General features: G+C 70.9%; 23 protein-coding genes and 1 pseudogene. 10 read left to right on the forward strand and 14 right to left on the reverse strand.

The features are described 5' to 3' along the window. The first annotated feature begins 48 nt into the window (after positions 1–48). Positions 49–240: a DUF6104 family protein gene (locus FEF34_RS12325; protein ID WP_138053227.1), complete on the forward strand. Its 192-nt coding sequence runs from the start codon at positions 49–51 to the stop codon at positions 238–240. 27 nt (positions 241–267) lie between these two features. Here the strand turns inward: FEF34_RS12325 and FEF34_RS12330 are convergent, their stop codons facing one another. Further along, a complete protein-coding gene (locus tag FEF34_RS12330; RefSeq protein ID WP_138053228.1) occupies positions 268–1,041 on the reverse strand; it encodes a hypothetical protein in 774 nt (257 codons plus the stop codon). A gap of 140 nt (positions 1,042–1,181) precedes the next feature. Here FEF34_RS12330 and FEF34_RS12335 point away from each other — a divergent pair, with 140 nt between their 5' ends. Further along, complete coding sequence (locus tag FEF34_RS12335) at positions 1,182–2,030, forward strand: DUF4097 family beta strand repeat-containing protein (protein ID WP_138053229.1); 849 nt, start codon at positions 1,182–1,184, stop codon at positions 2,028–2,030. A 1-nt stretch (position 2,031) separates the two neighbouring features. After that, complete coding sequence (locus FEF34_RS12340) at positions 2,032–2,982, forward strand: helix-turn-helix transcriptional regulator (protein ID WP_138053230.1); 951 nt, start codon at positions 2,032–2,034, stop codon at positions 2,980–2,982. 291 nt (positions 2,983–3,273) lie between these two features. Here the strand turns inward: FEF34_RS12340 and FEF34_RS12350 are convergent, their stop codons facing one another. From FEF34_RS12350 to FEF34_RS12365, 4 genes are all read right to left on the reverse strand, one after another. Next, positions 3,274–4,239, reverse strand: a complete 966-nt coding sequence (locus FEF34_RS12350) for a zinc-binding dehydrogenase (RefSeq protein WP_138053231.1) — start codon at positions 4,237–4,239, stop codon at positions 3,274–3,276. A gap of 102 nt (positions 4,240–4,341) precedes the next feature. Continuing rightward, a complete protein-coding gene (locus FEF34_RS12355) occupies positions 4,342–5,910 on the reverse strand; it encodes an alkaline phosphatase D family protein (protein ID WP_138053232.1) in 1,569 nt (522 codons plus the stop codon). After that, the gene (locus tag FEF34_RS12360; RefSeq protein WP_138053233.1) at positions 5,907–6,494 is read right to left on the reverse strand and encodes a phosphoesterase; all 588 of its coding nucleotides are present in this window, start codon (positions 6,492–6,494) and stop codon (positions 5,907–5,909) included. The genes FEF34_RS12355 and FEF34_RS12360 overlap by 4 nt, the downstream gene beginning before the upstream one ends. Before the next feature lie 530 nt (positions 6,495–7,024). Beyond that, complete coding sequence (locus FEF34_RS12365) at positions 7,025–8,245, reverse strand: NAD(P)-dependent malic enzyme (protein WP_138053234.1); 1,221 nt, start codon at positions 8,243–8,245, stop codon at positions 7,025–7,027. Positions 8,246–8,799: 554 nt separating this feature from the next. Here FEF34_RS12365 and FEF34_RS12370 point away from each other — a divergent pair. From FEF34_RS12370 to FEF34_RS12380, 3 genes are read left to right on the forward strand one after another with little or no spacing between them, the layout of a single operon-like run. Further along, the gene (locus FEF34_RS12370) at positions 8,800–9,771 is read left to right on the forward strand and encodes an ABC transporter substrate-binding protein (protein ID WP_138053235.1); all 972 of its coding nucleotides are present in this window, start codon (positions 8,800–8,802) and stop codon (positions 9,769–9,771) included. A 47-nt stretch (positions 9,772–9,818) separates the two neighbouring features. After that, positions 9,819–10,763, forward strand: a complete 945-nt coding sequence (locus FEF34_RS12375; RefSeq protein ID WP_138053236.1) for an amino acid ABC transporter permease — start codon at positions 9,819–9,821, stop codon at positions 10,761–10,763. Continuing rightward, entirely contained in the window at positions 10,760–11,521 is a 762-nt protein-coding gene (locus tag FEF34_RS12380) for an amino acid ABC transporter ATP-binding protein (protein ID WP_138053237.1), read from the forward strand. The genes FEF34_RS12375 and FEF34_RS12380 overlap by 4 nt, the downstream gene beginning before the upstream one ends. An 81-nt stretch (positions 11,522–11,602) precedes the next feature. On the opposite strand, the gene FEF34_RS12385 is transcribed toward FEF34_RS12380, so the two are convergent. Further along, complete coding sequence (locus FEF34_RS12385) at positions 11,603–12,370, reverse strand: class I SAM-dependent methyltransferase (RefSeq protein ID WP_138053238.1); 768 nt, start codon at positions 12,368–12,370, stop codon at positions 11,603–11,605. A gap of 91 nt (positions 12,371–12,461) precedes the next feature. Here FEF34_RS12385 and FEF34_RS12390 point away from each other — a divergent pair, with 91 nt between their 5' ends. Continuing rightward, entirely contained in the window at positions 12,462–13,091 is a 630-nt protein-coding gene (locus FEF34_RS12390; RefSeq protein WP_138053239.1) for a CGNR zinc finger domain-containing protein, read from the forward strand. Here FEF34_RS12390 and sodX read toward each other — a convergent pair. Then, positions 12,995–13,414 carry a nickel-type superoxide dismutase maturation protease gene (sodX, locus tag FEF34_RS12395; RefSeq protein WP_138053240.1) on the reverse strand — a complete coding sequence of 140 codons (420 nt, stop codon included), beginning with the start codon at positions 13,412–13,414 and terminating at the stop codon, positions 12,995–12,997. The genes FEF34_RS12390 and sodX overlap by 97 nt on opposite strands. A gap of 150 nt (positions 13,415–13,564) precedes the next feature. Here sodX and sodN point away from each other — a divergent pair, with 150 nt between their 5' ends. After that, positions 13,565–13,960 (forward strand): superoxide dismutase, Ni, encoded by a 396-nt coding sequence (sodN, locus tag FEF34_RS12400; protein WP_093652587.1) that lies wholly within the window; start codon positions 13,565–13,567, stop codon positions 13,958–13,960. Positions 13,961–13,967: 7 nt separating this feature from the next. On the opposite strand, the pseudogene FEF34_RS12405 reads toward sodN, so the two are convergent. The 3 genes and pseudogenes from FEF34_RS12405 to FEF34_RS42020 form a co-directional block, all read right to left on the reverse strand. Further along, a pseudogene (locus FEF34_RS12405) lies at positions 13,968–14,355 on the reverse strand (tyrosine-type recombinase/integrase); the annotation flags it as partial. 419 nt (positions 14,356–14,774) lie between these two features. Then, positions 14,775–15,245: a hypothetical protein gene (locus FEF34_RS12415; RefSeq protein ID WP_138053242.1), complete on the reverse strand. Its 471-nt coding sequence runs from the start codon at positions 15,243–15,245 to the stop codon at positions 14,775–14,777. A gap of 257 nt (positions 15,246–15,502) precedes the next feature. After that, on the reverse strand, positions 15,503–15,646 hold the full coding sequence (locus FEF34_RS42020; RefSeq protein WP_199800763.1) for a hypothetical protein: 144 nt from the start codon (positions 15,644–15,646) through the stop codon (positions 15,503–15,505). 295 nt (positions 15,647–15,941) lie between these two features. Here FEF34_RS42020 and FEF34_RS12430 point away from each other — a divergent pair, with 295 nt between their 5' ends. Beyond that, a complete protein-coding gene (locus tag FEF34_RS12430) occupies positions 15,942–16,463 on the forward strand; it encodes a hypothetical protein (RefSeq protein WP_138053243.1) in 522 nt (173 codons plus the stop codon). Positions 16,464–16,560: 97 nt separating this feature from the next. Here FEF34_RS12430 and FEF34_RS12435 read toward each other — a convergent pair whose 3' ends face one another. Next, positions 16,561–17,526 carry a LysR family transcriptional regulator gene (locus FEF34_RS12435; protein ID WP_138053244.1) on the reverse strand — a complete coding sequence of 322 codons (966 nt, stop codon included), beginning with the start codon at positions 17,524–17,526 and terminating at the stop codon, positions 16,561–16,563. A gap of 193 nt (positions 17,527–17,719) precedes the next feature. Between FEF34_RS12435 and snpA the strand changes: the two genes are divergently transcribed. Further along, a complete protein-coding gene (snpA, locus tag FEF34_RS12440; RefSeq protein WP_138053245.1) occupies positions 17,720–18,394 on the forward strand; it encodes a snapalysin in 675 nt (224 codons plus the stop codon). A gap of 112 nt (positions 18,395–18,506) precedes the next feature. Here the strand turns inward: snpA and FEF34_RS12445 are convergent, their stop codons facing one another. The 3 genes from FEF34_RS12445 to FEF34_RS12460 form a co-directional block, all read right to left on the reverse strand. Further along, entirely contained in the window at positions 18,507–18,953 is a 447-nt protein-coding gene (locus FEF34_RS12445) for a DUF6304 family protein (RefSeq protein WP_171052927.1), read from the reverse strand. A 401-nt stretch (positions 18,954–19,354) separates the two neighbouring features. After that, positions 19,355–19,939: a dihydrofolate reductase family protein gene (locus tag FEF34_RS12455; RefSeq protein WP_138053247.1), complete on the reverse strand. Its 585-nt coding sequence runs from the start codon at positions 19,937–19,939 to the stop codon at positions 19,355–19,357. Between the two features lie 512 nt (positions 19,940–20,451). Continuing rightward, a complete protein-coding gene (locus FEF34_RS12460) occupies positions 20,452–21,081 on the reverse strand; it encodes a GNAT family N-acetyltransferase (protein WP_138053248.1) in 630 nt (209 codons plus the stop codon). Positions 21,082–21,161 lie beyond the last annotated feature (80 nt).

Below are 21,161 nucleotides of genomic sequence, written 5' to 3' on the forward strand. Positions count from 1 at the left end.
ACGCCGGACCAGTCGGACCGCCACCCGGGGCGCATTAGGCTGGTGGCCATGTACTTCACCGACCGTGGCATCGAGGAGCTGGAGAAGCGGCGCGGCGAGGAGGAGATCACCTTCGAGTGGCTCGCCGAGCAGCTGCGCACGTTCGTCGATCTCAACCCGGACTTCGAGGTGCCGGTCGAGCGGCTGGCCACCTGGCTGGCGCGCCTCGACGACGAGGACGACGAGGACGACGAGGAGTAGCGGGGAAGGCGGTGACGGTCCGGGCCGTCACCGTGCCGGCCCGCGGTCGCGGGCCAGCGCCAGGGCGCCGTGGGCGAGTAGGACCGCGCCGGCGACCGTCCACCCCGCGCTTCGGCGGGCGAGTCCCCAGACGGTCAGCGGAAAACCCGCGGCGATCTGCACGATGGCCGGGATCCCGGGCGCCGGCGGCCGGTTCCGGAGGGCGTGGGCGGTGTGCCCGCGCCCCTTGCCCGCCCCGGTTTCCTCCCTTACGGCCGCGTCGCGGGCCGCGGTCCGGACGCCGCCGGGTTCCGCGCCCGGTGCCACGCCCTCGGGCAGGGCGAGACCGGCACGGGACAGGACGGCGGTGAGTCCGAGCAGCCGGGCGCGGGCGTCGGCGTCGGCGTCGGGCCGGGTCAGCTCTTCCAGGGCCTGCACGTCCTGGACGGCGTCGAGTCCGAGCCGGGCCGCGAAGGTGTGCATCGCCTCGTCCTCCCCCGCCGGTGTGCCGTCCGCGAGCCAGACGTAGCCGACGGGGCTGCGGAACCCGGTGGCGAGTGTGAAGCCGGCGCGATCCGCGTCCCACCAGAGGGCGAGCACGGGGTGGTTGGTGGCGACGGCGAGGGCGGTGGCCCAACCCGAGAGCACCCGGTCGACGGCTTCCGCACCGCTCGGCCACGGCTGCCGGTCCGGGACGAGCACGCTCCAGCCCCGGCCGGCCGGAGCGAGGAGGAACGGCTCCCGCAGCAGGGGGACCGACGACCCGATGACGTCGTACCCGGCCCGGCAGAGCAGTAGAGCTCCCGCGGAAGTGGCGTCCATACGCCTCACGCTAGGGCACTTTGCCCGCATTCGCCGCTACTCACCCACGGACGCCCCTTGACTTCCGACGACCGCGATATATCGTGTCATCCATAAGACGCGATATGTTGCGTTCCTTGCAGGCCCGGGAGGTCAGCACCATGCCCGACTCGACGTGGGAAGTCGCCGAGCCGACCAAGCTCGCCTTCGACGAGCCCGTGACGTCCCTCAACGTACGCATCGTCAACGGGACGGTGAACGTCGTCGGCACCGAGGAGGGTTCCGCCCGGCTGGAGGTCTCCGGGATCGAGGGCCCGCCGCTGGTCGTGACGAGGACCGGCTCCGCCGTCTCGGTCGGCTACGACGACGTGCCCTGGAAGGGCTTCCTCAAGCTGCTCGACCGCAAGGAGTGGCACCGCCACGCGGTGGTGTCCCTCACCGTCCCCGCCGACGCGGCCGTCGAGGTCGGCGTCGTGGGTGCGGGAGCGGTCGTCTCCGGCATCCGCGGGCGCACGGACGTGCGGGGCGTCAGCGGGGACACGACACTCGTGGGACTGTCCGGCACCGTCCGGGCCGAGACCGTCTCCGGCAGCCTGGAGGCCCAGGCCGTCACCGGCGACCTGCGCTTCCGTTCCGTCTCGGGCGGCCTGACCGTGGTCGAGGGCGCGGGCTCTTCCGTACGGGCCGACTCCGTCAGCGGCGACATGGCGATCGACCTCGACGGGACGCCGACGGACATCCGCCTCACCAGCGTCTCCGGCGAGGTCGCCATCCGGCTGCCGCACCCCGCGGACGCCCGCGTCGAGGCCAACACCGCGAGCGGCACCGTCTCGAACGCCTTCGAGGACCTGCGCGTCAGCGGACAATGGGGCGCCAAGAAGATCACCGGCACGCTCGGCGCGGGGAGCGGTTCCCTGCGGGCCACCACCGTGTCCGGGTCGATCGCCCTCCTGCGCCGCCCGCCCCAGGCGGACGAACCGTTCGAGGACGAGACAGGAAAGGCCCTCTGACATGCCCCCCGTATTCGCCCACGGCCGGCTCCGCCTGTATCTGCTGAAGCTCCTCGACGAGGCCCCGCGCCACGGGTACGAGATCATCCGGTTGCTGGAGGAACGCTTCCAGGGGCTCTACGCGCCGTCCGCCGGCACCGTCTACCCGCGCCTGGCCAAACTCGAGGCGGAGGGCCTGGTCACCCACGCCACCGAGGGCGGGCGCAAGGTGTACTCGATCACCGACGCCGGACGCGAGGAACTCGCGGGCCGCAGCGGGGAACTGGCCGACCTCGAACTCGAGATCCGCGAGTCCGTCTCCGAACTGGCCGCGGAGATCCGCGACGACGTCCGCGGCGCGGCGGGGAAGCTGCGCAGTGAGATGCGCGCGGCGGCGGCGGAGAGCCGGAGTGCCGCCGACCCGGGCGGCGCGGGTGCGGGTGCCGACGACGCCTGGCAGGCGACAAAGGAGGAACTGCGCCGCGCCAAGCAGGAGTGGAAGGAGCAGGCGCGCCGGGCGAAGGACGAGTCCCGCCGGGCCCGCGAGGAGGCGCAGACCGCACGCCGGCAGGCGAAGGAGGCACAGGACCGGGCGCGGGACGAGGTCCAGCGGATCGCCCGCCAGGTCCAGGACCAGGTCCAGGGGCACTTCGCCCGCGGCGACTGGCCGACGGGCGTACGGGAAGGGCTGTCCGAACTCACCGCGCAGCTGGGGGGACTGACCGCCCGGGGCACGGCGTGGCCGTCGCACGGCAAGCCCGATCCGGCCGAGGCGGGCCCCGAGTGGGCGAAGGACACGACGGAGTCGGGCGACCCGGCGCGCGACCTCGAAAGGCTCCTGGACCGCTTCCGCGACGACATCCGCGACGCCGCGCGCGACCACGGGGTGACGTCCTCTCAATTCACGGACGCCCGACGCCACTTGTCGACGGCGGCGGCACACATCTCGGCGCTGCTGCGCGGGGGCGGCTGAGCGCCGAGCTCCGCCACACCGGCTCGCACTTGGCCCCGGCACGCCGCGCGATCACCGGTTCGGGCTGCACCGCCCCCTGGTTCGGGCCGCCCCGTCCGCCTGCGAGAGCCCGCCACGGCCCCGGGCGTCCTCCAGGGCCGCCTCGACGGACGCGCGCCGGCCGGAGACCCCGAGCGTGCGGAAGGCGAAGGACGCGGCCGCGGGTCGCAGTCCGCCCCGGCCTCCATGGGAACCTCCGGCACGGCGCGGATCGGCAGGGCCGGAGATCCCCTCAGCGGAACTGACGGACCATCAAGAGTTGGTCAGGACGATCTTGCCGAAGAGCTCTCCGGAAGCCATCCTCTCGAAGCCCTCACGCGCCCGGTCCAGCGGAAGCACCTCGTCGATCACCGGTCGCACACCCGTCGCGGCGCAGAAGGAGAGCAGGTCCTCCAGCTCGTCCTTGGTGCCCATCGTGGAACCGACGACCTTGAGCTCCAGGAAGAAGATCCTGGTCAGCTCGGCGTGCGAGGGCCTGTCGCCGCTCGTCGCACCGGAGATGACCAGAGTGCCACCGGGGCGGAGCGACTTGACCGAGTGCGACCAGGTGGCGGCGCCGACGGTCTCGATCACCGCGTCGACGCGCTGCGGCAGCCGGGCGCCCGGCTCGAACGCGTCGACCGCACCCAGGTCGACGGCGCGCTTGCGCTTGGCCTCGTCGCGGCTCGTGGCGAAGACGCGCAGTCCGGCCGCCTTCCCGAGCACGATCGCGGCGGTGGCGACACCGCCGCCGGCGCCCTGGACGAGCACCGAGTCACCCGGCCGGACCCCGGCGTTGGTGAAGAGCATGCGGTAGGCGGTGAGCCAGGCGGTCGGCAGGCACGCGGCCTCCTCGAAGGACAGCTCCTTCGGCTTGCGCAGGACGTTCCAACTCGGAACGGCGACCTGCTCGGCGAAGGTGCCCTGGTACCTCTCGGTGAGGATGGAGCGCGGCTCGTCCGGGCCGACGCCGTGGCCGCTCTGGCCGATGACCGAGTGGAGCACCACCTCGTTCCCGTCCGCGTCGACGCCGGCGGCGTCGCAGCCGAGGATCATCGGGAGCCTGTCCTCGGCGAGGCCCACTCCGCGCAGTGACCACAGGTCATGGTGGTTGAGGGAGGCGGCCCTGACGTCGATGGTGGTCCAGCCGGGGCGGGCCTCGGGGGCAGGGCGGTCACCCAGCTCCAGGCCGTTCAGCGGCTGGTCGCGGTCGATGCGGGCGGCGTATGCGGCGAACATGACCTTGAGCGTAGGGCGGGCCGGTGCGCGGCGGAACCGCGCACCGGTGTGACACACGTCCCTGGGTGTCCCCGGGTCCGCAGGAACCCTCCGGGTTTCGCCCTACTGCTCCCTCCGCCACTGGGCGGGAGAGTTCTTCGTCGCCGGGTCCTCGTACGAGCCCGTCCTCCCGCGGTCCACGTGGAAGGTGGTCAGGGTGGTGACGGGCGAGACCGGGTCCCGGCGGTCGGCGATCACCCGCATGTGGGCGCTGAAGCGGCGTGGCGTGACCTCGTAGACGTCGTAGCCGTAGCGGTTGCCCTCGAAGTACTTCAGATGCGGGTTGGCCGCGCCCATCAGCGGACCGTTGGTCTTGTTCCAGTCCGCCGAGTACGCCCCCGAGGTGACGGAGTGGGCCGTGAACTCCGTGCCGACCACCGGCGAGGAGGTGTCGTCGAAGTCGGGCCGGATGTCGTCGACGAAGGCGGAGTGCCAGTCGCCGGTGATCACGACGAGGTCCTCCAGGCCGCTGCCGTGCACATGGCTCAGGACCTCCTTGCGCTCGGCGAGGAACCCGTCCCACTGGTCGGTGAACATGTACGAACCGCCGGGGCGGCCGCGGAGCTGGCTCAACATGATCGAGTTGGCCCAGACGTGCCAGGTGTCCGGCGCCCGGTCTACGTTCCGCTTCAGCCAGGACTTCTGCCGGGCGCCGAGGATGGTGCCGTCGGGCAGGTTCTGCGCGGACCGGTGGGAACGCAGGTCGAGGACGGTCAGCTCCAGCAGGTCGCCCCAGCGGCGGCTGCGGTGGATCTCGGGGTCGGGCAGCGCGGAGGCTCCGGCGTCGCGGTGCGGCATGTTCTCGTACCAGGCCTGGTACGCGGCCGCGCGGCGGTTCATGAACGGGGCGCCGCCACCGGTGCCCGAGTAGTCGTTGACGACCTCGTGGTCGTCCCAGGTGAGGAACCAGGGGTGGGCGGCGTGGGCCTCGCGCAGGGAGCGGTCGCCCTTGTAGAGGGCGTGCCGGCGGCGGTAGTCGGCCACGGTGAGGATCTCGCCGCCCTCGTGGTCGCGGACGTGGTCGGCCGGCACGCCGCCGACCTGCCCGTGCTCGTAGATGTAGTCGCCCAGATGAACGACGAAGTCCACGTCCTCACGGGCGATCCCGCGGTGGGCGGCGTAGAAGCCGTCGTGGAACGCCTGGCAGTTGGCGGCGGCGAAGCGGACGGAGGCGACGTGCCCGGCGGGCGCCGTCCTGGTGCGGCCGGTGCGGCTGGTCCGGCCGAGTGCCGTGAAGGAGTACCAGTAGCGGGTGCCCGGGCGGAGCCCGGAGACGGGGACGTGGACGCTGTGTCCCAGGGTCGCGGAGGCGGGGGCCGTGCCCCGGGCGACGACCCGCCGCAGGGCCGGGTCGGTGGCGACGGCCCAGTCGACCTCCACGACCTCGGGCAGCCGCTGCTCGGCCGCCAGCGGCTCCGGGGCGAGCCGGGTCCACAGCAGGACGCTGCCGGTCCGCGGGTCGCCGGAGGCGACACCGAGGGTGAACGGCGCGGGGTCGTAGTCCGCGCCGAGTGCCTCCGCCGCCTCGCGGGCCTGGGCCGGCGTGAGCCCGGCGCTCAGCGGCCAGGCCAGGTTCAGGGCGCCGGCGGCGCCGGCGGCCTTGAGCAGATCACGACGGTTGAGCCTGGTCACTGGTGTCCCCCGGAAGGCTTCGCGATGGCGGTCAGGGTGAGCGAGACGGCGTCGGCGTAACCGTCGTTCGAGGTGCCGCCGCTGCGGGTGAAGACCAGCAGCACCCTCGCGCTGCGGGCGCCGGGCGGGACCGATGCGGACGCCGTGCGCTCCAGCAGCGCGGTACGGGACTGCCGCTCGGCCGCCGTCACGGGGCCGAGCACCGACAGGGCGACGGGCGTGCCCCTGCCGTCCCGGAACTCCACGGACAGCCGGGCGCCGTCCTCCTGCGCCGCGTATCCGCCGAGCCACCCGGCCAGCGTGTAGCGGACGTGACCGGCGTCGACGGCCTGCCGCCCGGTGCGGCCGTGCGTGGGCAGTGCGACGTCCTGTACGAGCGCGGTGCGCGGGCTGTTCCCGCCGGAGAAGAACCGGCTGCCACGGGCGGCGGGACCGGGGTCGGATGCCGTCGGGTAACCGCCCCCGAGGCTGTACGCGACGAGTGCCGGAGCCCCTTCCCACACGTCCCAGCCGTTCACGGCCGCCACCGGATCCGCGGACCCTCCCGGCCCGCTCTCGGCATCACCGTTCACCATGAGATTCACTCACGCCTCCCCTGCTCCATTCGGCGTGCGCATCCCAGCAGTTGGCGGTGAACCGGGGAAGACGGCGTGGGTAACACACGGGTCCCGGCGGCAGGCGTGTTGCGCTGTGCGGGCGGGTGGGGCGCAGGGGGGGGAGCCGGCCGTCCGTCCGGGCGGCTCCGTCCGGGCGGCCCCTGCGCCCCGCCGTTCATGCGGGCGCCCGCTCTCCGTGGGGGCGCCTCGTGTGTCCGTCCGGCCCGTGTGCCCGCGAGGCCCGGGGTCCGCGAGGCCCGGACGGACGCCGGGCCCGGACGCCCCGCCGTTCATGCGGGCGGCCGCTCCGTGGGGGCGCCTCGTGTGTCCGTGCACCGCTGGGCCGGGCCGCCCGGCCTCGCGGACGGGCACTCCCGCACACCGGCATGCCACCAGGCACGAACCCGGACACGCCTCCCACACGTACGGGCCCCGACACGCCGCGGCCCCGGACGCGTCCAGCGCGTCCGGGGCCGTGGAGGAAGGGTTTCGGGGGCCTCAGCCCCCGACGAGTGCCGTCAGCGTCGGGCCACACCCTCGGCTCGCGCCGCCGCGGCCACGGCGGCGGTGACCGCCGGGGCGACCCGCTCGTCGAACGGCGAGGGGATGACGTAGTCGGGGGCGAGCGCGTCGCCCACCACGTCGGCCAGCGCGTTCGCCGCCGCGATCTTCATGCCCTCGGTGATCCGCGAGGCCCGCACCTGCAGCGCGCCGGCGAAGATGCCCGGGAAGGCGAGGACGTTGTTGATCTGGTTGGGGTAGTCGCTGCGGCCGGTGGCCACGACGGAGGCGTACTTGTGCGCCACGTCCGGGTGGACCTCGGGGTTCGGGTTGGCCATCGCGAAGACGAAGGCTCCCGGCGCCATCGAGGCGACCGCCGGCTCCGGCACGGTGCCGCCGGACACTCCGATGAAGACGTCCGCTCCGGCCAGCGCCGTCTCCAGCGAGCCGCTGAGTCCGGCCCGGTTCGTGATCTCGGCGAGTTCCCGCTTGACCGGGGTCAGGTCGTCGCGGTCACGGCTGACGATCCCCTTGCGGTCGGCCACCGCCACGTCGCCGAGCCCCGCCTCGAGGAGGAACTTGGCGATGGCCACGCCGGCCGCGCCCGCTCCCGAGATCACGGCGCGCAGCTCGCCCAGGCCGCGGCCGGTCAGTCTGGCCGCGTTGCGCAGGGCCGCGAGGGTGACCACGGCGGTGCCGTGCTGGTCGTCGTGGAAGACCGGGATGTCGAGCCGCTCCTGGAGCCTGCGCTCGATCTCGAAGCACCGCGGCGCCGAGATGTCCTCCAGGTTCACTCCGCCGAAGGACGGCGCCAGCCGGACGACCGTGTCCACGATCTCGTCGGTGTCCGTGGTCGCGAGGGCGATCGGAACGGCGTCGACGCCGCCGAACTGCTTGAAGAGGATCGCCTTGCCCTCCATCACGGGGAGCGAGGCCTCCGGTCCGATGTCACCGAGCCCGAGGACCGCCGTACCGTCGGTCACGACCGCGACCACCTGCGACTTCCAGGTGTAGTCGTGGACGAGCTCCGGCTTCTCGGCGATCGCGGTGCACACCTTGGCGACACCGGGTGTGTACGCGAGGGACAGGTCGTCCTTGTTCCGGACGGGCACTGTGGCCTGGACGGCCATCTTGCCGCCGCGGTGCAGCGCGAAGGCCGGATCGAAGGGTTCCCCGGAGTCCCCGGGTGCACTCTCCGTCCCGCTGGCGCTGCCGGGATTGACGATCTCCGCTGCCATGTTCGTTTGACCCCTTAAGTCTTCATCAGTTGAGGGTTGCCACTCCTGGTTGAGGAGGGGTGGGCTGGCACCGCGTCCGTTCCCTGTCCCGGGTGGTTGGCCCGCCCCGACGGGGGGAGGTACGTACGCGCGGGCGCGCCGCACAACGCGCCCTGAGCCCCGGATGAGGGGTGTAAGGATCCTTCTTACCGGACGGACGGCACCGGAGACGAGCCCATTGGCCCGTCCATGATCTCCCAGTGACCTGATTCATAGCGACATATGCTGACAAGGCAGGAACACTTGGCGAAAAGCACGATGAATGCCGTCCGCATCCCGAGACGATCCGAAGATCTTCCGGCTGGAAGAAGAAACCACCGCAGATGATGCGGCTGGTGGGGCCCTGACGTACCGGCCCGTAGCGCTTCGGGGGTCACCCGTTATCCGATTTTGACATGCGTAGCCCACTGTATGGGCTAGTCCGAATGGCAAGATGCCGGAAACACACAAGGTCGACACTCGAAGACGAGTGCACGACGCCTGGCAAACCCACACCTGCCCGGAGGGCCACGATCATGACCGCAAGCACCACCCGCCGCTCGACCGCCGCCAAGTCCAGGATCGCCGCGGTGAGCGCGATCGCGGTCGCCGGTGCCCTGCTGCTCACCTCCTGCGGTGACCAGACGAACTCGGGATCGGGCACCAAGGAGAAGGACGGCGCGGCCACCTCCACGGCGCCGCTGGCGGACAAGCTGCCGCAGTCGATCCGGGACAAGGGTGTCGTCAAGGTCGGTTCGGACATCGCCTACCCGCCGGTGGAGTTCAAGGACGGTTCCGGCAAGGTCGTCGGCATCGACCCCGACATCGCCGACGCCCTGGGCAAGCAGCTCGGCGTGAAGTTCGAGTTCGAGAACGGCACCTTCGACACCCTGATCACGGGTCTGCGCTCGAAGCGCTACGACATGGCCATGTCGGCGATGACGGACACGAAGGACCGCCAGGAGGGCGTGGACTCCGGGACCGGCAAGAAGGTCGGCGAGGGCGTCGACTTCGTCGACTACTTCACCGCCGGTGTCTCGATCTACACCAAGAAGGGCGACGACAAGGGCATCAAGACCTGGTCGGACCTGTGCGGCAAGAAGATCGTCGTGCAGCGCGGCACGGTCTCCGAGGACCTGGCCAAGGCCGAGAACGACAAGTGCGTGAAGGCCAAGAAGGGCAAGATCACGATCGAGGCCTTCGACAACGACCAGCAGGCCCAGACCCGTCTGCGCGCCGGCGGCGCCGACGCCGGTTCCTCGGACTTCCCCGTCGCCGCCTACGCCGTGAAGACCTCCGGTGGCGGCAACGACTTCCAGATCGTGGGCGAGCAGGTCGAGGCGGCCCCGTACGGCATCGCGGTGGCCAAGGGCAACACGGAGCTGCGCGACGCGCTCCAGGCCGCGCTGGACGCCATCATCAAGAACGGCGAGTACGAGAAGATCATCGCCAAGTGGGGTGTCCAGGCCGGCGCGGTGACCGAGGCCAAGATCAACGGCGGTTCCTGATCCCGGTCGGGATCTGACCTCGGCACTGAAGCACTGAAAGGCTCCACGTGACTGTCGACATCGACAAGACGGGTCCGGAGGACACGCCGCCCACGCCCAAGGCCGGACCGGAGGCCATCAAGGCCATTCCGGTGCGGCACTACGGCCGGTACGTCTCCGCCGTCGTGGCGATCGCGCTGTTCGCCGCGATCGTCTACGCCTTCTCCCAAGGCAAGATCAACTGGGGCGCGATCCCCGAGTACTTCTTCGACCAGCGCATCCTCGACGGCGTCGGGAACACCCTGATCCTGACCGTCCTGTCGATGGCCATCGGCATCGCCGGCGGCATCCTCCTCGCGGTCATGCGCCTGTCGAAGAACCCGGTGACCTCCTCCATCGCCTGGTTCTACATCTGGTTCTTCCGCGGCACCCCGGTCCTGGTCCAGCTCATCGTCTGGTTCAACCTCGGTCTCGTCTTCGAGTACATCAACCTCGGACCGTTCTACCGCGACGAATGGTCCGACTTCATGACCCCGATGCTCACCGCACTGCTGGGACTGGGCCTCAACGAAGCCGCCTACATGGCCGAGATCTGCCGCGCCGGCCTCCTGTCCGTCGACGAAGGCCAGAGCGAGGCCTCCCACGCGCTCGGCATGAGCCACGGCAAGACCCTGCGCCGCATCGTCATCCCCCAGGCCATGCGCGTCATCGTGCCCCCCACGGGCAACGAGGTCATCAACATGCTCAAGACCACGTCCCTGGTCTCGGTGGTCCAGTTCTCCGAACTGTTCCGCCAGGCCCAGGACATCGGCCAGACCTCCGGCGCCCCCGTCGAAATGCTCTTCCTCGCCGCCGCCTGGTACCTGATCATGACCTCGATCCTCAGCGTCGGCCAGTACTACCTCGAGCGCTACTACGCCCGGGGCTCCAGCCGCAGCCTGCCGCCCACCCCCCTGCAGAAGATCAAGGCCACCGTCTTCTCGGTGCGCCGCCCGAAGGGAGTCGCGGCATGACCGCCATGGTCAAGGCCGAAGGCGTCCACAAGTCCTACGGCCACATCGAAGTCCTCAAGGGCATCGACCTCGAGGTCGCCCCGCGCGAGGTGTTCTGCCTCATCGGCCCCTCCGGCTCCGGCAAGTCGACCTTCCTCCGGTGCATCAACCACCTGGAGAAGATCAACGCAGGCCGGCTCTGGGTCGACGGCGAACTCGTCGGCTACCGCCAGAAGGGCGACAAGCTCTACGAACTCAAGGACAGCGAGGTCGCCCTCAAGCGCCGTGACATCGGCATGGTGTTCCAGCGCTTCAACCTGTTCCCCCACATGACCGCCGTCGAGAACGTCATGGAGGCCCCCGTCCAGGTCAAGGGGGAGGCCAAGGCCGTCGCCCGGGAACGGGCCCTGAAGCTCCTCGACCGCGTCGGCCTCGGCGACAAGGCAGGGAACTACCCCTCCCAGCTCTCCGGCGGCCAGCAGCAGCGCGTCGCCATCGCCCGGGCCCTGGCGATGGAACCCAAGCTGATGCTCTTCGACGAGCCCACCTCGGCCCTCGACCCCGAGTTGGTCGGCGACGTCCTCGACGTCATGCGCGGCCTCGCCGAGGACGGCATGACCATGGTCGTCGTCACCCACGAAATGGGCTTCGCCCGCGAGGTCGGCGACAACCTCGTCTTCATGGACGGTGGTGTCGTCGTCGAATCGGGCAATCCCCGCGACGTCCTCACCAACCCCCAGCACGACCGCACCAAGGCCTTCCTCTCCAAGGTGCTGTAAAGCTCGGTGGACCGCCGTACCGGACGCCGGAGGCGGCAGGGCATGCCCTGCCGCCTCCGGCGTTCGTCCGTCCGGGCCGGGTCACTTCAGCGCGAGCACCAGCGCGTCGGAGGGCGACGCCCACACCGGCCGGGCCTCGGCGAAGCCGGCGGCCCGCAGGATGTCGGCGTGCCACCGGGCGGACGGGGTGTCGCCGTCTGCGTGCTCTCCGTAGATCTCGAAGCGGCGGGCGGTGGGGGCGGCCAGGACGGGGTCCGCGGCCGCCAGGGCCCACCAGTCGGCCCAGTCGAGCGCCCCGGCGGCCCTTGCCCGGTCCATCGCGGCATGCCGGTGGCTGCGCTCGGCCGCGTTGATGCGCGGGGTGGCGCCGTCCTTCATGTGGTCGGCGTTCATGAGGACACCGCCGTCCACGACCAGGCCGGCGAGCTGCCCGTAGAGGGCGGCGAGCGGTTCGGCGTGCAGCCAGTGCAGCGCGGTGGCGGTCAGCACGGCGTCGTACGAGGTGTGCGGCAGGGCCGCGGTCCAGTCCGGGTCCTTGAGGTCGGCGGTGACGAAGGTGACGCGCCGGTCCCCGGCGAAGTACCCCTCGGCGATGGTCAGCAGCGCGGGGTCGAGGTCGACGCCGACACTCTCGGCCTTCGGGAACCGCTTGAGCAGCCTGTCCGTGATACTTCCCGTACCGCAGGCGAGGTCGAGGACCCTCGGCTCGGGGCCCGCGAAGGCCTCGACCATGTCCAGCATCACCCGGAACCGCTCCTCGCGGTCGGGCATGTACCACTCCTGCTGGCGGTCCCAGCTCTCCTGCCAGGCCCGCCAGTCGGTTCCGGTGACGGCCGCGCTCTCGGTCATCCGCACTCCTCCCGTCCGTAATACCCTCGGATGCAAAGCATTACTTACCTCATCCGTCGCCGACACTAGACCTCCTCCGTAAGGACTACAAGTGGAACTGGCCTCTTACTCGGACTACGCCGTGCGTCTGGTCAACACCGAGGAGCCGGCCCGCACCAAGGACACGCTCACGTCGGTGGAGGCCGTCCGCGAACTCTTCGGCCCCTCCTCCCAGATGGCACGCCGGGCCACCGACGCGGACGTCACCCGGTTCCGGTCGGTACGGGCCAGACTCCGCGCGGTCTTCACCGCAGCGGACTCCGGCGACCAGACCCAGGCCGTCGACCTGCTGAACTCACTGCTCCTGGAGTTCCCGGTCAGCCCGCAGATCTCCGGCCACGACTTCCTGGACGACGAGGGACGGCCCCGCTGGCACATGCACCTCGCCGACCACCCGTCCAACGCGACCTCCGGCTACGCCGCGATCGCCGCGATGGGACTCGCCGTCCATCTCACCGAGTACGGCGTCGACCGGCTCGGCCTCTGCCAGGCCGCGCCCTGCCGCAACGCCTACCTGGACACGTCCACCAACCGCTCACGCCGCTACTGCTCGGACCGCTGCGCCACCCGCGCCAACGTCGCCGCCTACCGCGCCCGCAAACGCCTGGAGACCGAGCGGTCGGAGAGCACGGGCCGCACCGCGGAGAACGCCCAGGCCAGCAGCCCGAACCCGGACCTCTGACCTTGCGGGCGCGGTCGGTACCGCGCCCGTACCCGCCCCAGCAGCAGGCTCTCGGGCACCGTGCCGAACACCCGGCTGTCCCCTTCCGCATACGGGTTGTCGCCCAGCACCCACCAGCCCTCCCGGCGCCGCTCGACCACCCGCTTCACGATCAGCAGGTCCTGCTGCAGCGGATGCCGGAGCACGGCCACGTCCCCGGGTCGCACGGCGGCCCCGTAGTGCACCAGCAGCCGGTCCCCGTGCGCCAGCGTGGGATGCATGGAGGGCCCGGCCACCTCCGCGACCCCGAAGGGCGCACTCGGCTCCCGCCCCTGCTCCGTCATCGGCCACCTCCGGGTCCCTCGGTGTCTTCCACCACACGTCCCATGGTCACCCTGGACTTTTGACCTAAGCCGCAGGGGGCACTCGCGAAAACGCGCCACTCACGGAGTAATGTCCCACCTGAGAAGACGATCACGAGGAAGGACAGCTCAATGCTCTCCCGCCTGTTTGCCCCCAAGGTGAAGGTCAGCGCGCACTGCGACCTGCCCTGCGGCGTCTACGACCCGGCCCAGGCCCGGATCGAGGCCGAGTCGGTCAAGGCCGTGCAGGAGAAGATGGCCGCGAACGACGACCCGCACTTCCAGGCCCGCGCCACGGTGATCAAGGAGCAGCGCGCGGAGCTCGCCAAGCACCATGTGTCGGTGCTCTGGAGCGACTACTTCAAGCCCCCGCACTTCGAGAAGTACCCGGAGCTGCACCAGCTGGTCAACGAGACCCTGAAGGCGCTCTCCGCGGCCAAGGCCTCGACCGACCCGAAGACTGGCGAGAAGGCCCTGGAGCTCATCGCCGAGATCGACCGCATCTTCTGGGAGACGAAGAAGGCCTGATCTCGGCCTAGGCAGCCTGACCTGCATTTTCGCGGGTCTGGCTACCTACCTGTCCGCACCCGGACCGCAGGCCGCCGCGCACGGCGACCACGGCGGCCCGGGTGCGGTCTTCTACGCCCGGCCACCGGTGCGCGTAGATCCGCAGCGTGATGACGGCGGACGCGTGCCCGAGGACGAGCTGGACCTGCTTGACGCTCGCGCCGCCGGCGATGAGCGCGGAGGCGCAGAAGTGCCGCAGGTCATGGGTGACCATGTGCGGCAGCTCGACGGCCTTACGGCCCTCCCTCTCGGCGGCCCCGTTCTCGGCTGCCTGGAGCGCGCGGCGGGCGCAGTTCCACTCGGCCTTCCAGCGCCGGTAGTTGAACGGCTCCCCCCTCCTCCATCGTGAACAGCCACCAACCACCCCAGCACGTCTGGCACTGCCCGGTCCGTACCGCGCCCGGCGACCGCTACCTCACCGACTGGCGGAACTGCGGGCGGCGGCGACGGCGTTCAACCGCGCCCGCCGCTCCGCCACCCGCGCCGACCACCAGGCCGCCACCCCAAACGGGCGTGACCACGCCGCCGACCCCACGACTGACTCTGGACGCCGCCCGTGCCCTTCAGGAGTACGCAGCCGGACGAGCAAGGCGCCGATCCCGGTGTCGCCCCATGCCGTCCCCCAGGAACACCTGACCTCTGGCCCCCGTAGTGGCCCTCGCCTTGGCCCCCGCGCTGGCTCCCGACCCGAATGAGTTGAGAGCGTCCGCCAGCAGGCGGTGAGCCCCGTCGCACCACCGCTGTCGCGTCTATGACCTACTGGCGGACGCTCCTATCATCTTCTGACCCCGTTGAGGTAGACAATGATCTCGCGCGTGCCACCGGAGGACGGCCCGAACTCGGCTTCGCCGGTAACGTTCCTGAACCTTGCTGTGCCCCCGGTCACCGCGGATGAGAAGACTGCGAAGTTGCCTTCCGTGAAGGCCCGGGTTTCGAACTGCCCGTCAGGTGTTCTGAACCCCGATTCGCAGATGATTCTGCGTGGTGTGGAGGCCGCGACCGTGCAGATTCTGGCATAGCTTCCGAAGTGCTTGCCGTGCATGGTCAGGGCTCCGGTTGCGCCGAAGGTGGCTCCGGGCGTCGGGTCAGAGCTGTTGCCGAACTGAGTCTCCTGCATGGTTTTCAGTTTCAGGACCACAGTCTGTTTGTTGTCGTAGTCGGCTTGAGCTGGTGATCCCGTGATGGCTGCGCCGCTGAGTGCAAGAACCGCTACAGCGATGGTGCTCGATACTGCTGCCTTGTTCATGGGGAGCCCTTCTGTGGCTGGCCGATTAGCGCTGCGCCAATGGCCTCATCCTGGCCGCCAAGCTGATCGGCTGCCACCGAAGGACCAGGTCACTAGTCCATCTAGGGGGCGTATTTGCTTGTGATCAACAGATGGTCCGGGTGAGGTGAGGTCCTTGAGCCAGATCATCGAGGCGCGAAGGTGGAGGCCGGCGAGGTAGCTCGCGGGTGTCTTGTCTTACCGGGTAGCGATGCCTCGCCAGGCCCTCAGCCTGTTGATCAGCCGACGCGCTTCCCGAAGCTCTGCGCTCTTCTGGCTGGTCGTTCCGGCTTGGTCCCGTCGTCGATGTCCGCGCGACGCATCCACTTCCACAACGCCATGGGATGGACTCCGAAGTCGGTGGCCACCTGCTCGACCGTCACACCCGGCCCCGCGGTTCCTCGCGACCCGCACGACGTCCTGGCGGACTCCTCCGGATAAGCCTTGGGTACAGCGACATCCTTCCCACTCGCCCCACAGGGCAAGCCAGTTCAGATGTCACCCGATCGTGCGGCAGACCCGTTGTGCGCTGCCGGCGGAGCGGGACGCCAGGCCCTCTCCGAAAAGGGATCAAGCCGGGGCTCAGTCGCCAGTTGCGCGACCTCGGCGGCAGCCGCAGCCACGGAAAGGCCAAGCCCTTCAGATGGACGACGTCGAGCATGTGAAAGGCTGAGCCACATGGTCAGCGAAGCCGGGGAACCACGTCGAGTCCTGTTCCTCCGAGGCTGTCTGGAGGCTGCGGACATGGTGCGTGCTCACCATGAGGCGCTTCGTGTCCTGCGGGACGGCATCGAGACCGCTCACATCGATGCCTACAGCGATATCGCCTGGCCACGGGAAGCGCTGCCCGCATACGAGCACGCGTTGCTGATGGCCGAGAACGAGGTGGCCGAGGGTGTCCGGTCGGCGAAGGGTGATCCTGGTATGGGGATTGACGTCGATGTCCGCGACGACACGCAGTTCGACGTGCTGCTGGCCTTGGCTCCCTACACGATTCATGCCGAGGCGTCGCGGCGGGGCCGGCAGATCTTCAGCGCCGGCGACACCGGCACAGCCCTGTGGATCGCCGTCACATCAGAGCAAGAGGATCAGCTCATGTCACGGCTCGATGCGCTGGGTGTCCCGCAAACAGCGTTCACGACTCAACCTCGCAGGCAGCGAAGGCTGTTCGCCCCGTGGTCACCGCGCCGGACCGCGTAGCCACACAGTGAGCGAGCCTGGCTGAAGTCCCGCGGATCGTGCTGCGCGGCCGGGCTCCACGGCGGGCCGCTCCCCCGAAGGTCCCGCCGGAGCGGATTCATGCCGCAGGTGTCTGCAGCAACGGGCTCTTGTTGCGCAGCAGCCAGTGCCGGTACGGGGCGGAGCGGAGGGCCACCTCCCGGTAGGCCGCGAGGAGTTCGGCGTACACGAGGGCGAAGGTCTCCGTGCCTGGCCCGGGTCGCCGGTAGAGCAGCAGCCGTACCGCGAGCGGGTCGTCGCGCAGGGGGCGGATCGCCATGTCGTCGCGCCGGCCCGAGGTGGGCTGGCAGGGGGCGACCGCCTCGCCGACCACGATGAGGGACGTGGCGGTGTGGTAGTCGGCGTGCAGCACCTGCGGGTCGATCCCCGCGGCGGTGAGGACCCGGCGCAGTCCGTCCCACTCGCCGTCGACCGTGGGGTCCACCATCCAGCGGTCCTCGGCGAGGTCGGCGAGGTCGACCACCGGGGCCGCGGCGGCCGGGTGGTCGCGGGCCATGGAGATGAACTGCGGTTCGCGCTCCACGAGGACCCGACGTTCGAGCCCTTCCGGCACCAGCAGTGGGCAGCCTTCGACCTCGTGGACGAACGCCACGTCCAGGTGCCCGGCGGCGACCATGCGCAGCAGCGTGCCGGCGGAGACGTTCATGTGCAGGGAGAGGTCCGTGCCGTCGGGCAGCCGCTGTCTGAGCCGTCTCAGCCAGCCCGCGAGGGCGCGGCTCGCCGTGGAACCGATGCGTAGCCGGGGGTCGTCCGCGCGGGCGACCGCCGCCCGGGTCTCCGTCACGAGCGCCGACATCCCGGCGATCAGCGGGCGGGCCCGGCTGAGGACGGCACGGCCGAGCGGGGTGGGCCGGCAGCCCGTGCGTTCCCTGAGGAAGAGCTCGCCGCCCAGGGCGTTCTCGATCCGGCGGAGCTGGGTCGTCAGGGAGGGCTGGCTCATGCCCAGTCGGCGGGCGGCCTTGTGCAGACTGCCCGCGTCGGCGATCGCGCACAGCACGCGCAGGTGTCTCACCTCCAGCTCCATACTGCGAGAGTAGGACGGCACCCCTCGTCCCACCAGACACCTTCGTCGCTCCAATTCCCTTGCTGCATAGGCGAGTTGGGGCTGGTCGCACTCGTGATGCCGCGGTGTTATCACCAGTTGGCATCATCCGCCGGCGGGCGGGGCTCCCCGACACTCTCCTCACCGATCCCCACTCGGATGAGGAGAACCCCCCATGAGACACCCCGAGCGACGCCCGCGGGCGTTACTCTCCGCCGCACTCGGTCTGGGCCTCGCCGCCGCCCTGGCCTTCGCCGCACCCGCCACCGCCGCCCCGGCTCCCGACGCCGCGAGCCCCGCCGTCCCCACCGGCCCGGCCGCGGCGTACAACGGCTCCGCAGAGGACGCCCGCGCGACCAAGGCGTTCTTCGACGCGGTGGTGAAGTCGGTCGCCGAGAAGCGGGCCCAGAACCCGGGCGCCCAGGCCGTCACCGTCGTCTACAGCGCCGGCAGCGCGCCGAGCTTCCGCTCCCAGATAGCCAGCAGCACGCGGATATGGAACAGCTCCGTGTCGAACGTGCGGCTGCTGGAGGGCTCCAGCCCGGACTTCCGGTACTACGAGGGCAACGATCCGCGCGGCTCGTACGCCAGCACCGACGGGCACGGCCGCGGCTACATCTTCCTCGACTACCGGCAGAACCAGCTGTACAACTCCACCCGGGTCACCGCCCACGAGACCGGCCACGTGCTCGGGCTCCCCGACCACTACTCCGGTCCGTGCAGCGAACTGATGTCGGGCGGCGGTCCCGGCACCTCCTGCCAGAACGCGTACCCCAACGCGGCCGAGCGGACCCGGGTGAACCAACTCTGGGCGAACGGCCTCGCTGCGGCCCTCGCCAAGGTCTCCTGACGCACGCCCCCCACGGCGCCCCGTGCCCGGGTTCCCGCCCGGGCACGGGGCGTTCGCTCGCCGGCGGTGCCACCGGCGTCAGGCGGCGGCCGAGTGCGGCGACGACGAGCCGTCAGGCGCTCTCCAGCAGCTTCCGGCCGAGGTCGGCACCCTCAGGCAGCTGCCGCCTGATCCGCCCGAGCGCTTCGTCGAAGTCGCCGTCGGCCACCCCGGACTCGTACGCCGCCCCGCCGAAGTGCAGGGTGAGGTTCAGATCCACCCTGCCGGGCGTGCCCTCGGGCCCGGCCTCGCCGAGGGTCAGCAGGCAGCTGAGCGTGGCCCGCTCCGCCGCCCCGTCCAGAACGACGGGCAGCGGCATGTCCCATTCCAGGACGCAACCGGACAGGCGTTCGCCCGATTCCGCAGCGCCCAGGGCGGCGAAACTCGGCCCTTCGTACTCGGTTCCCCTGATGCGGGTGCTCACTCTGGGCCCGCTCGGGGCGATCGCCAGCGCGATCGCCTCCGCACCCCGGCGGTCCCGGTACCAGCCGGTCCACACGTCCGTCGACTCCGTTGACATGGCGCGGACTGTAGCGGTCCGCCCGGCCGTGTTGTACAGCCGGTCGGCACTCGAATGGTTCTGCGCCACCCGAGTCAGCCTGACGGGCCCGCGGCCGGCTCCTCGTTCGTCCTCTTCGCGCCTTCCCCGCCCGGCCCGCGCCCCGCTCCGGAGGCGTCCCCGGCACTGCGCGCGCACGCGGGGTTGTGACAGGGACCGGGGCCCCACTCCGGGACGAACACACCGAGCACCTTGCGTCGTCTGATGGCGGAACCGACAGGCTGTCCGCAGGTCGGACACGTGTACTCGTCCTGCGGGCGGCGGACGGTCCGGCGTCCTTCGCTGCCCATGGATCCAGGATAGGTCGGCATGCTCAGGGCGAACAGCGCTCGCGCGGAACGGTGGACCCGCCGCCGACGCGGCTACCGCTTCCTGCGGTACTTCCGTACGAGCACCCCGTTGCCGAAGGTGCGCACCCAGTCCAGGGTGAAGTCGGTGACGGCGAATCCGGCACCGAACATGGGCATACCGCTGCCGTAGACCTGCGGATAGGTCTTGATCACCAGTTCGTCGATCTCGTCGAGCAGTTCGCCGGCGACTTGCGAGCCGCCGCAGAGGTAGATGCCGAGCCCGCGGTCCTCGGCCTTGAGGGCGCGCACCCTGCCGACCAGGTCGTCGGCGATGATCTCGACGCCCGTGTCGGGCGACTCCTCCAGCGTGCGCGAGGCGACGTACTCGCGCAGTTGGGCGTAGGGGCTGGTGATCCCGGCATCGAGTGCCAGCTGGTAGCTGGCCCGGCCCTGGACCAGGGTGTCGAAGTGCCTGTTCGGGGAGTTCTGGACGCCCAGTGCCTCTCGCCCCTGGACGGGGATGGTCTCGGGGTACTCGGACTTCAGGAACTCCAGGTAGTCCTCGTCGACGAAGCCGAACATGGACGAGGCGTCGCCGCCCGGGTCTCCGATGAAGCCGTCGATGGAGCAGGCGATGAAGTACGTGAGGTGACGCAAACCGGTCCTCTGTTCTCGTCGGGGGACTGAGGGCCGGACCGATATCGGGGCCCGAACCACTGCACCCATAGTGCTCCAGACGTAGTGGTCATACAAGTGCGTTTTACGGAGGGTGCGTTGAGGAGGGTCCGGAAAGGCGCGGCACGCCGATGCCCCCGAGGCGATCCGGCCCGCCGCGGGGCGCCGACCGGTGCACCGCGGACGCGGCGGCCGGCACGTCGGCACGTCGGCACGTCGGCACACGAACGATACGCCGAAGGGGCGGGGGACCGCCCCGCCATGCCGGAGCCGCGAGGGGTCGCCCTCCGCCCCCGGTCCTCCCGGCCGAGCCGACCGGGGCTCGGCACCGAGGCGGCGGTCGGTGCCGAGCCGGCCGCCGGTTCGCGCCCCGGGCTCCGGGCTCCGGGCTCCGGGCTCCGGGCTCCGGGCTCCGGGCTCCGGGGCACCGCGACCGGCTCCGGGCTCCGGGGCAGTACGGTGCGCCGGATGGCGTGGCGCCGAGGCCCCAACGCCTACGGAGCCAACGTCCGACTCGCGCCCTCGGGCCCCGGCGCGGCGGGCTCCCGCCACATGGGCCACATCAGCGGGCCGTCGGGCAGCTGGACGGTACGGTCCGTGAAAGCGAAACCGAGCCGCTCGTAGAGACGGGTGCTGCGGGCACTGCTCGCCTCCAGGTAGGCGGGCAGCCCCTCGCGGTCGCACCGCTCCAGGGCGGGCGAGAGCAGGGCCGTGCCGAGCCCCTCGCCCTGCCGCTCCGGGGATACGGCGACCAGCAGCAGGTACTCGTGCGCCCTGCCCTGCGGATGGACGGCACCGGTCAGCCGGCCGACGAGCTCGGCCCGCTCGTTGCCGGGATCGGCGATCTCCCGCATCCGGGCCGGGGTGTCGTCCTCCTCCTCGGGCGCCTCCGCGGGCACCTGGAGCCAGAGCGCGGCGGCGGCTCCGTCCTCGGTCATGTCGACCCGCCCCTCGGCGAGGGCGATGTCGAGGAAGACCCCGAGGAAGACCCCGTGCACCCGGCGGCGGTGGGCCTCGTCGGGGAAGACCCAGCTGCTGACCGGGTCGTACATGAACGCCTCGTCGAGCAGCCGCACCACCGTCCCACGGTCCCGCTCCCCCGCCTGCCGTGTCCGTACACCCATGCCCGGGCCACCTCTCCGCGATTGTCAACCGGCCGTCGCGATCCTAGAGTTGCGGCCGGGGTCGTGAACCGATCCGACCG

Origin of the sequence: Streptomyces marianii (genome assembly GCF_005795905.1) — a bacterium.
Lineage (GTDB): Bacteria > Actinomycetota > Actinomycetes > Streptomycetales > Streptomycetaceae > Streptomyces > Streptomyces marianii.

What these genes read in the sequence shown, in the direction of transcription:
- FEF34_RS12325 (WP_138053227.1), top strand. Translation starts at nt 49, where the DNA reads ATGTACTTCACCGACCGTGGCATCGAGGAGCTGGAGAAGCGGCGCGGC.
- FEF34_RS12330 (WP_138053228.1), bottom strand. Translation starts at nt 1,041, where the DNA reads ATGGACGCCACTTCCGCGGGAGCTCTACTGCTCTGCCGGGCCGGGTAC.
- FEF34_RS12335 (WP_138053229.1), top strand. Translation starts at nt 1,182, where the DNA reads ATGCCCGACTCGACGTGGGAAGTCGCCGAGCCGACCAAGCTCGCCTTC.
- FEF34_RS12340 (WP_138053230.1), top strand. Translation starts at nt 2,032, where the DNA reads ATGCCCCCCGTATTCGCCCACGGCCGGCTCCGCCTGTATCTGCTGAAG.
- FEF34_RS12350 (WP_138053231.1), bottom strand. Translation starts at nt 4,239, where the DNA reads ATGTTCGCCGCATACGCCGCCCGCATCGACCGCGACCAGCCGCTGAAC.
- FEF34_RS12365 (WP_138053234.1), bottom strand. Translation starts at nt 8,245, where the DNA reads ATGGCAGCGGAGATCGTCAATCCCGGCAGCGCCAGCGGGACGGAGAGT.
- FEF34_RS12370 (WP_138053235.1), top strand. Translation starts at nt 8,800, where the DNA reads ATGACCGCAAGCACCACCCGCCGCTCGACCGCCGCCAAGTCCAGGATC.
- FEF34_RS12380 (WP_138053237.1), top strand. Translation starts at nt 10,760, where the DNA reads ATGACCGCCATGGTCAAGGCCGAAGGCGTCCACAAGTCCTACGGCCAC.
- FEF34_RS12385 (WP_138053238.1), bottom strand. Translation starts at nt 12,370, where the DNA reads ATGACCGAGAGCGCGGCCGTCACCGGAACCGACTGGCGGGCCTGGCAG.
- sodX (WP_138053240.1), bottom strand. Translation starts at nt 13,414, where the DNA reads ATGACGGAGCAGGGGCGGGAGCCGAGTGCGCCCTTCGGGGTCGCGGAG.
- sodN (WP_093652587.1), top strand. Translation starts at nt 13,565, where the DNA reads ATGCTCTCCCGCCTGTTTGCCCCCAAGGTGAAGGTCAGCGCGCACTGC.
- FEF34_RS12415 (WP_138053242.1), bottom strand. Translation starts at nt 15,245, where the DNA reads ATGAACAAGGCAGCAGTATCGAGCACCATCGCTGTAGCGGTTCTTGCA.
- FEF34_RS12430 (WP_138053243.1), top strand. Translation starts at nt 15,942, where the DNA reads ATGGTCAGCGAAGCCGGGGAACCACGTCGAGTCCTGTTCCTCCGAGGC.
- FEF34_RS12435 (WP_138053244.1), bottom strand. Translation starts at nt 17,526, where the DNA reads ATGGAGCTGGAGGTGAGACACCTGCGCGTGCTGTGCGCGATCGCCGAC.
- snpA (WP_138053245.1), top strand. Translation starts at nt 17,720, where the DNA reads ATGAGACACCCCGAGCGACGCCCGCGGGCGTTACTCTCCGCCGCACTC.
- FEF34_RS12445 (WP_171052927.1), bottom strand. Translation starts at nt 18,953, where the DNA reads ATGTCAACGGAGTCGACGGACGTGTGGACCGGCTGGTACCGGGACCGC.
- FEF34_RS12460 (WP_138053248.1), bottom strand. Translation starts at nt 21,081, where the DNA reads ATGGGTGTACGGACACGGCAGGCGGGGGAGCGGGACCGTGGGACGGTG.